Here is an 8,622-nt window from a genome sequence, read left to right as displayed (position 1 = left end):
AGGTCGCGGCGGCGGGGGCGCTCGGAGCGCGGGCACCTCGGAGCCGATCGAGCCGGCTCCGGCCTGGACGGTGATGATCGCGGTGCCGACGTCGACCGTCTGGCCCTCGTCGACGAGCACGTCGACCACGGTGCCGCTGAACGGCGAGGGGAGCTCGACGAGCGACTTGGCGGTCTCGATCTCGACGAGGACCTGGTTGACGGCCACCTCGTCGCCGACCTTGACCTTCCAGGCCACGATCTCGGCCTCGGTGAGACCCTCGCCGACGTCGGGGAGGAGGAACTGCTCTGTCATCGGGGGGACTCCTGTGGGCTCGTGCGGGCGGATGTCGCGCGCGTCAGTACGCGAGCGAGCGGTCGACGGCCTCGAGCACGCGGTCGACGTCGGGGAGGAAGAGCTTCTCGACCTTGGCGGGCGGGAAGGGGGTGTCGAAGCCGGCGACCCGGAGGACCGGCGCCTCCAGCGAGAAGAAGGCGCGCTCGGTGACGGTCGCCGCGATCTCGGAGCCGAGGCTCACGTTCGCGGACGCCTCCTGCGCGACGACGAGCCGGCCGGTCCTGCGGACCGACGCGAGCAGCGGCTCCCAGTCGATCGGGGAGAGCGAGCGCAGGTCGACGACCTCGACGCTCGTGCCCTCCTCGCCCGCGAGCTCGGCGGCCTGGAGGAGGACCGCGACCATCGGGCCCCAGCCGACCAGCGTGACCTCCGTGCCCTGGCGGACGACGCGGCTGGCGTGCAGCGGCGCGGCGGAACCGCTGAGGTCGACGTCGCCCTTGGGCCAGTAGCGGCTCTTGGGCTCGAAGAACATGACGGGGTCGTCCGAGGCGATGGCCTCCTGGATCATCCAGTAGGCGTCGTTGGGAGTCGACGGGCTGACCGCGCGCAGGCCCGCGGTGTGCGCGAAGTACGCCTCGTTGCTCTCCTGGTGGTGCTCGACCGCTCCGATGTGCCCGCCGTAGGGCACGCGGATGACGACGGGCATGGTGATCGCACCCTCGTGGCGGTTGGTCATCTTGGCCAGCTGCGAGGTGATCTGGTCGAACGCCGGGTAGATGAACCCGTCGAACTGGATCTCGCAGACCGGGCGGAAGCCGCGCATCGCGAGCCCGATCGCAGTGCCGACGATGCCGGACTCGGCGAGCGGCGTGTCGAGCACGCGCTTCGCCCCGAACTCGGCGTGCAGGCCCTCGGTGATGCGGAAGACGCCGCCCAGGGGGCCGATGTCCTCGCCCATCAGGAGGACTCGGTCGTCCTGCGTCATCGCGCGGCGGAGGCCGGCGTTGAGCGCCTTGGCCATGGACATGGACTCGAGCTGCGACCCGGTGAGGGGCGGCTGCGCGGCCGTCGTGCTGGTGTCGATCGTCATCACTCGCCTCCGAACGATTCTTCGTAGCGCTGCAGCCACGCCTTCTGCTCCTCGACGAGCACGTGCGGCTCCGAGTAGACGTGGTCGAACATGACGCCCGTGGGTGGGACCTCGAGGGCGAGGAGGCGGCGGCGGATGTCGGACGCGAAGTCCTTCGCCTCCTCGTCGACCTCGTCGAAGAAGGACTGCTCCACGCCCTCGCTCCGCAGGAACGCGGCGAAGCGGGTGATCGGGTCCTTCGCGACCCACGAGGCGAGCTCGTCGTCGGTGCGGTACTTCGTCGGGTCGTCGCTCGAGGTGTGCGCGCCGATCCGGTAGGTCAGCGCCTCGATGAACTGGGGACCGCCGCCGGAGCGCGCGTCCTGCAGGTGCTTGGCGGTGACCGCGTAGCTCGCGAGCACGTCGTTGCCGTCGATCTGCACGCCGGGGATGCCGAAGCCGGAGGAGCGGAGGTAGAGGGGGCTGCGCGACTGCGTGGCCACGGGGACCGAGATCGCGTAGTGGTTGTTCTGGAGGAAGAAGACCTCGGGAGCCTGGTAGCTCGCGGCGAAGACCATCGCCTCGCTGACGTCGCCCTGGCTGGAGGCGCCGTCGCCGAAGTAGACGACGACGGCCGCGTCCTTCTCGGGGTCGCCCGTGCCGGTCGCTCCGTCGAGAGTGAGGCCCATCGCGTAGCCGGTCGCGTGCAGGGCCTGGGAGCCCAGCACCAGCGTGTAGAGGTGGAAGTTCCCGTTCGTCGGGTCGGTCGGGTCCCAGCCCCCGTGCGTCGTGCCGCGCAGGAGCGCGAGGACGCCGAGCAGGTCGATGCCGCGGATCTTGCCGACGACGTGCTCGCGGTAGGAGGGGAACACGTGGTCCTGCGGGCGCATCGCGAACGCGGAGCCGACCTGCGCCGCCTCCTGGCCGTGGCTCGGGACCCACAGTCCGAGCTGGCCCTGGCGCTGCAGGTTCGCGGCCTCGGTGTCGAAGCGGCGGACCACCGCCATCTCGCGGTAGAAGGAGCGGTGCTGCGCCTCGTCCACCCCGTCGAGGTAGGAGGCGTACTGCTCGGCCGCGGGGGTCGGCGAGAACCGCCCGTCCGCGGAGAGGAACTGGACAGTCGGCGACTCCGTGCTGGTGGCTACCACCCGACTAACCTATCCGTCTCGCGGGGTGGCCCTCGGGGAGGGAAGCCACAATCTCGGCCGCCGCGCTGAGGAGCTTGTCGACAGAGCGCGCCTCGCCGACGGAGACGCGGATCCCCTCCGGCGGGAACGCGCGGACCACGACCCCGGCGCGCTCGAAGACCTCGGCGGCCCGCGCCGTGTCCTCGCGGGTGTCGAACCAGAGGAAGTTCGCCTGCGACTCCGGGATCGTCCAGCCCTGGTCGAGCAGCGCCCGCCAGAGGTCGTCGCGGAGGCGGGTGATGCGGTGGACGCGCTCGAGGAGCTCCTCGCGGTGCTCGAGGGAGGCGACCGCCGCTGTCTCGGCGAACCGGGTGACCGAGAGCGGGATGGCGGTGGAGCGGGCGGCGTCGAGGATCCGCGCGTGGCCGATCGCGTAGCCGACGCGGAGGCCGGCCAGGCCGTACGCCTTGGAGAAGGTGCGGGCGATCACGAGGTTCGGGTAGCGGCCGAGAAGGCGGGTGCCGTCCACGGCCCGCTCGTCGTCGACGAACTCTGCGTAGGCCTCGTCGAGGAGCACGAGGACGTCTCCCGGGACGCGCTCGAGGAGCGCCTCGACGTCGTCGGCGGTGGCGACGGTGCCGGTGGGGTTGTTGGGGCTGCAGACGATCAGCAGGCGGGTGCGCTCGGTGACGGCCTGGGCCATGGCGTCGAGGTCGTGGGTGTCGTCGGCGCGGAGCGGCACGCGCACGCTGGTGGCGCCCGCGGTCGTGACGAGCGAGGGGTAGGCCTCGAACGAGCGCCAGGCGTAGACGACCTCGTCGCCCGGGCCCGCCGCCGCGGTGATCAGCTGGGCGATGACCGCGACGGAGCCGGCTCCGACGATCACCTCCTCGATCGGGACGCCGTACTCCGCGGCGAGCGCCGTGCGCAGGGCGGTCGCCGCCGCGTCCGGGTACCGGTTGAAGTCGTCCACCTCGCGGACCCGCGCGAGCACGGAGGGCAGCGGGTCGAACGGGTTCTCGTTGGAGGAGAGCTTGAAGGCGTCGGCGGCGGCCGCGCGGCCCTGCTTGTAGGCGGGGAGCGCCAGGATCTCGGGGCGGAGGCGGACGGGAGGCTCCTGCTGGTCGGTCACCCGCCCCATGCTAGGCGGCGCGGCGGCGGGCGCCCCGCCGTTCCGCGCGCGCCGTCCCCCGCCCTCGACGGGCGTGCGCCGGGCCCCCTTCCCACCGGTCGAGCGCCGCCGGTGCGGCCCGGAGGTGCGGCCGACCCGGGTCTCGGATGCGCGAACCGCCCCGCTGACCGGCGCCCACGGCGGCCGTCCCCCGATTAGGGTGCAGTGATGCGGAGTCGAGGGCGAGCCGAGCGGCGCGGGGGTGCGCGCCCGCTCCTCCGGGGCGCCACGGCCGCGATCGCCCTGCTCATCGCCGCCGGCGCGCTCACCGGATGCACGCCCTCCGCGGAGGGCACGCAGGCGACCCCGACTCTCCGGGAGACGTCCATCGACGTCGCCGCTCCCCCGGCCTACACCGCCGCGCGCGAGGCCGGCCTCGCGCTGCGGAACGACTCGCTCGCGCTCCTCACCGCGACCGACGGCACCGTCGCGGGCGCGGCCCGCACCGATCTGCTGGTGGCGATCAGATCCCTGAACGCAGCGCTCGAGGGAGTCTCGGCCGACGCCATCACCACCGCGACGACCGCGGCCGGGGAGCAGCGGACGGCGCTGGCCGAGCGCGTGCTCGGCCTCGCCACGTCGACCCTCGCCTCCGGTCGCGGATCGACGTCCCGGCGGGCGGTGCTGACCGACGCGGTCGAGCAGCTCCGGAGCGCCCTCGCCTCGGGAGCCGCGGTCGCTTCGCTGGCCGTCGCCGTGATCGAGGCCCGCGAGCCGCTCGTCCCGGAGCCGGGCAGCGGATTCGCTCCTCCCCCGCGCCCCGCGCCTCCCGCAGCTCCCCGGCCGACCACGGCGCCCGCGCCCACCCAGGAGCCGACGCCCGATCCCCCGGCTCCGGAGCCGGCACCCGCGCCCGCCCCCGAGCCGACCGAGGCCCCGCAGCCGACGGCGGAGCCCCTGCCGCAGCCCGAGCCCACCGCGGTGCTCCCTCCGCGGACCTGCGCCGACGACCCCCGCCTCTGCACTCCTGCGCCCGAGCCGACCATCGGCGGGCCCCTCACCTGAGCCCCGGCTCGCGGCCCGCCCCGCCTGCGGGGATAGTGGAGGCATGAGCAGACTCCTCCTCGGCCTCCTGACCAACGCCGTCGCGATCTGGCTCACGACCCTGGTCGTGGCGGGCGTGCGCGTGGACCCGTACGAGGAGGGCCCCGCAGCGGCGGTCCTCACGTACCTGCTGGTGGCGGTGATCTTCGGCGTCGTCAACGCCGTCGTCGGCGGAGTGGTGCGGGTGGTCGCGTTCCCCCTGTACGTGCTGACGCTCGGCCTGGTCTCGTTCCTCGTCAACGGCCTCCTGCTGCTCCTGACCGCCTGGATCAGCGGCCTCTTCGGCTTCGGCCTCGTCGTGGACGGCTTCTGGTGGGGCGTGCTCGGCGCCCTCGTGCTCGCCCTGGTGAACTGGTTCATCGGCCTCCTCCTGCGCCCCTTCCTCCGCCGCCGTCAGGACTGACACCGCGGGCTCGGCAGCCAGCATCGGCCGCGCCGCCGCCGCCCGGGAGGCCGCGCGCGCCATCGGTGGACGGCGGCCGCGATCGGCCTGCTGTGGAGGAGCCGCGGTGCGCCATGATGGGCGGGTGACCCCCGACTCCCCTGCGCCCTCGGCCTTCGCCGTGTGCTTCGTCTGCACCGGCAACATCTGCCGGTCGCCGATGGCCGAGGTGGTGCTGCGCTCCCTGGCGGAGCAGGCGGGGCTCGGCTCCGCGATCGAGATCAGCTCGGCCGGCACCGGCGAGTGGCACCTCGGCGAGCACGCCGACAGCCGCGCCCTCGCGGCGCTGGAGCGACACGGCTTCGACGGGGGCCGCCACCGCGCCCAGCTCTTCGACCCGTCCCGCTTCGCCGAGTTCGACCTGGTCGTCGCGCTCGACCACGGGCACGAGCGCGCGCTGCGCTCCTGGGCGCGCACCGAGGTCGACCGGCAGAAGATCCGCCGCCTGCTCGACTTCGAGCCCGGCCTCTCCCCGCAGGGCGACGTCCCCGACCCCTACTATTCCGATGCGGCGGCGTTCGACTCGGTGCTCGCGCTCATCGAGCGCGCCTGCCGGGCCCTCTTCGCCCAGATCGAACCAGGACTGCGCGGCAACCGCTCGGTCCGCCCCGACTCCACCGACGCGCGCGCCGCCCTCGCGCAGGACACCTGAGAACCGGAAGGCACCACCGCATGACCTCGCTCCCCACCCAGCCGCTGAGCCCTCTCGACGGCCGCTACAGCGGTGCCGTCTCGTCGCTCGGCGAGTACCTCTCGGAGGCGGGGCTGAACCGCGCGCGGGTGCACGTCGAGGTCGAGTGGCTGCTGGCGCTGACCGACCGCCGCCTCTTCGGCTCCGAGCCCGTCGACGCGGCGACCGCCGAGGAGCTGCGCCGCCGCGCCCGCGACTTCGGCCAGCCCGAGATCGACGAGCTGGCGACCCTCGAGGCCCGCACCCGCCACGACGTGAAGGCCGTGGAGTACCTCGTCCGCCAGTGGCTCGAGGAGCTGGGCCTGCAGCGCATCGCCGAGCTCACCCACTTCGCCGCCACCAGCGAGGACATCAACAACCTCTCCTACGCGATCGTGGTCCGCCAGGCCGTCGGCGAGATCTGGCTGCCGAAGCTGCGCTCGGTCGTCGCGTCGCTCCGGGAGCTGGCCGTCCGCTACCGCGACGAGTCGATGCTCAGCCGCACCCACGGCCAGCCCGCGACCCCGACCACGATGGGCAAGGAGTTCGCCGTCTACGCCTACCGGCTCGAGCGGGTCGTCGCTCAGATCGAGGCGACGGAGTACCTGGGCAAGTTCAGCGGAGCGACGGGCACGTTCGCCGCCCACCTCGCCGCCGACCCCGGCACCGACTGGCCCGCCCTCGCGGAGGAGTTCGTCACCTCCCTCGGCCTCGTCTTCAACCCGCTGACCACCCAGATCGAGTCGCACGACTGGCAGGCCGAGCTCTACGGCAGGGCCGCGCACGCGAACCGCATCCTGCACAACATCTGCACCGACGTCTGGACCTACATCTCGCTCGGCTACTTCCGGCAGATCCCCCAGGCCGGGGCGACCGGCTCGTCCACGATGCCGCACAAGATCAACCCGATCCGCTTCGAGAACGCCGAGGCGAACCTGGAGCTCTCCAGCGCCCTGCTCGACTCGCTCGCGCAGACCCTGGTCACCTCGCGCCTCCAGCGCGACCTCACCGACTCGACCACGCAGCGCAACATCGGCGTCGCGTTCGGCCACTCCCTCCTCGCCCTCGACAACATCGCCCGCGGCCTGCTCGAGATCGACCTCGACCCGACCGCCCTCGCCGCCGACCTCGACGGCAACTGGGAGGTGCTGGCCGAGGCGATCCAGACGGTGATCCGCGCGGAGGTGGCGGCCGGCCGCTCCTCGATCACCGACCCGTACGCGCTGCTGAAGGACCTGACCCGCGGCAAGCGCCTCGGTGCCGACGACCTCGCCGTCTTCGTGCAGGGTCTCGACATCGGCGACGCGGCGAAGGAGCGCCTGCTGGCGCTGACGCCGGGCGGCTACACGGGCCTCGCCTCGTCGCTGGTCGACCGCCTGAGCTGATCCGCGGGCCGCGAGCGCGCGGATGCCGCCGTCCTCGAGAGCGAGCACTCCGACTCCTGCGTGCTCGCGGCGGCGCGGTCGACGGCGGCGCGATGTCGGGGGTCGCACCTAGCGTTGGCGGCATGGGAGCGTGCGCGATCGGAGGGTGCGCCTCCTCGGCGGAGACCGGTGCGCCGCTCGCGCTGTGCGCCGCGCACCTCGGGCTCGCGCACGACTGGGTCGCCCGCGAGGACGGCGTGATCGACGCCCTGCCCTCGCCGTGCGCGGCGTGCGGGTCCCGCCTGGGCGTCCGGCTCCCCTCCGCCTGGCTCTGCGCCGCCTGCGAGTGGCGGCTCGGCGATGCTCCCGACGGCGAGCTCCCGCCGCCCCGGGTCGACGTCGTCTACTACATCCGCTTCGGCGAGCGGATCAAGATCGGCACCAGCGGAAATCCCCGGCAGCGCCTCCACCGGCTCCGGCACGAGGAGCTCCTCGCGTTCGAGCGCGGCGGGCGAGCACTCGAGCAGCATCGGCACGCCCAGTTCGCCGACGAGCGCCTGGAGCGCACCGAGTGGTTCGCGCGCAGCCCCGCGCTCGACGCCCACATCGAGACCGTGCGCGCCGGGGAGCCCGACCCCTGGGCGCTGCACCGCCGCTGGCGCAGCGAGGCGCTGGCCCTGCGGCTCTGACGCGTCGGCTGCGAGCGGGCGGCTGCGACTCGACCGCTGCGACTCGCAGGCTCCCACTCGACGGTTCCCACTCGCCGGCACTGCATCCGCGGGTCCCGCTCCGCCGAGCCGGACACCGGGACGGAGCGACGGGGAGGGCGCCACGGGGACGGATTCCGGAGGACCGTCCCGCAGCCGCCGCACGACGCGCTCAGCGCCCCCAGGCGTCGACGAGCAGCGGACCACGGACATCGCGGAGCCGGTCGACCAGACGGTCCGCCAGCGCGGCCGTGACTCCCGTGGCGACCAGGTCGTGGGGGCCGAGCGGCAGCAGCTTCCCCGTGCGGATGCGCACCACCTCCCACCCGGCGGAGCGGAGCGCGCGGTCCTTCCGCCGGTCGGCCTCCTCGCGGTGCCCGACGTGCTCGAGTCCGTGACGGCCGGTGGAGTCGTACTCGATCGCGACGCGCAGCTCGCCGAGCACCAGGTCGGGCCACGCCTCGCAGTGCTCGAAGAACGGCCGCGCGAGACGCACCGCCGTGTGCGCCGGATCGAAGACGAGCCGCTCGGCGAGGAGCGCCCGGAGCCGGGCCTCGACGGCGGAGGCGGGAGGAGGCGCGCACCGGCTCGCGAAGGGCTCGCCGACGGGGAGGTCCGGCGTCTTCGGGCACACGCGGGCGGGCCGGGGTCGGGAGCGCGCCGGGCGCCACCTCCGCGCGGATCACCGTCTGGATCGCCTCGGCCAGCACCTCCCAGTTGCCGTCGAGGTCGGCGGCGAGGGCGGTCGGGTC

9 protein-coding genes and 1 pseudogene are annotated in these 8,622 nt (G+C 73.7%); 5 read left to right on the top strand and 5 right to left on the bottom strand.

All coding sequences use genetic code 11. The annotated features are described in order from the left end of the window. The 4 genes from C5C50_RS16335 to hisC form a co-directional block, all read right to left on the bottom strand. A partial coding sequence (locus C5C50_RS16335; RefSeq protein ID WP_308471843.1) for a biotin/lipoyl-containing protein occupies positions 1-294 on the bottom strand: 294 nt, incomplete at its 3' end. 43 nt (positions 295-337) lie between these two features. Then, a complete protein-coding gene (locus tag C5C50_RS16330) occupies positions 338-1,303 on the bottom strand; it encodes an alpha-ketoacid dehydrogenase subunit beta (RefSeq protein ID WP_181027250.1) in 966 nt (321 codons plus the stop codon). A 62-nt stretch (positions 1,304-1,365) separates the two neighbouring features. After that, a complete protein-coding gene (locus C5C50_RS16325) occupies positions 1,366-2,493 on the bottom strand; it encodes a thiamine pyrophosphate-dependent dehydrogenase E1 component subunit alpha (protein ID WP_104226633.1) in 1,128 nt (375 codons plus the stop codon). A 4-nt stretch (positions 2,494-2,497) separates the two neighbouring features. Then, a complete protein-coding gene (gene hisC / locus C5C50_RS16320) occupies positions 2,498-3,613 on the bottom strand; it encodes a histidinol-phosphate transaminase (RefSeq protein WP_104226632.1) in 1,116 nt (371 codons plus the stop codon). 198 nt (positions 3,614-3,811) lie between these two features. On the opposite strand from hisC, the gene C5C50_RS16315 reads away from it, so the two are divergent. The 5 genes from C5C50_RS16315 (at position 3,812) to C5C50_RS16295 (ending at position 7,852) form a co-directional block, all read left to right on the top strand. Further along, the gene (locus C5C50_RS16315; RefSeq protein WP_104273933.1) at positions 3,812-4,648 is read left to right on the top strand and encodes a hypothetical protein; all 837 of its coding nucleotides are present in this window, start codon (positions 3,812-3,814) and stop codon (positions 4,646-4,648) included. Between the two features lie 43 nt (positions 4,649-4,691). Next, positions 4,692-5,090, top strand: a complete 399-nt coding sequence (locus C5C50_RS16310; RefSeq protein ID WP_104225199.1) for a phage holin family protein — start codon at positions 4,692-4,694, stop codon at positions 5,088-5,090. 124 nt (positions 5,091-5,214) lie between these two features. Beyond that, complete coding sequence (locus C5C50_RS16305; RefSeq protein WP_181027248.1) at positions 5,215-5,781, top strand: low molecular weight protein-tyrosine-phosphatase; 567 nt, start codon at positions 5,215-5,217, stop codon at positions 5,779-5,781. A gap of 20 nt (positions 5,782-5,801) precedes the next feature. Further along, on the top strand, positions 5,802-7,184 hold the full coding sequence (gene purB / locus C5C50_RS16300; RefSeq protein WP_104225198.1) for an adenylosuccinate lyase: 1,383 nt from the start codon (positions 5,802-5,804) through the stop codon (positions 7,182-7,184). Positions 7,185-7,306: 122 nt separating this feature from the next. Continuing rightward, positions 7,307-7,852 carry a GIY-YIG nuclease family protein gene (locus C5C50_RS16295; protein ID WP_104273932.1) on the top strand — a complete coding sequence of 182 codons (546 nt, stop codon included), beginning with the start codon at positions 7,307-7,309 and terminating at the stop codon, positions 7,850-7,852. 190 nt (positions 7,853-8,042) lie between these two features. Here the strand turns inward: C5C50_RS16295 and C5C50_RS16290 are convergent. Next, a pseudogene (locus C5C50_RS16290) lies at positions 8,043-8,534 on the bottom strand (hypothetical protein); the annotation flags it as partial. Positions 8,535-8,622 lie beyond the last annotated feature (88 nt).

Origin of the sequence: Rathayibacter sp. AY1D9, from assembly GCF_002932395.1 — a bacterium.
In the GTDB taxonomy this organism is placed as follows: domain Bacteria; phylum Actinomycetota; class Actinomycetes; order Actinomycetales; family Microbacteriaceae; genus Rathayibacter.
The sequence above is the reverse complement of the archived record's forward strand: the minus strand, read 5'-3'. Positions and strand labels throughout refer to the sequence as shown.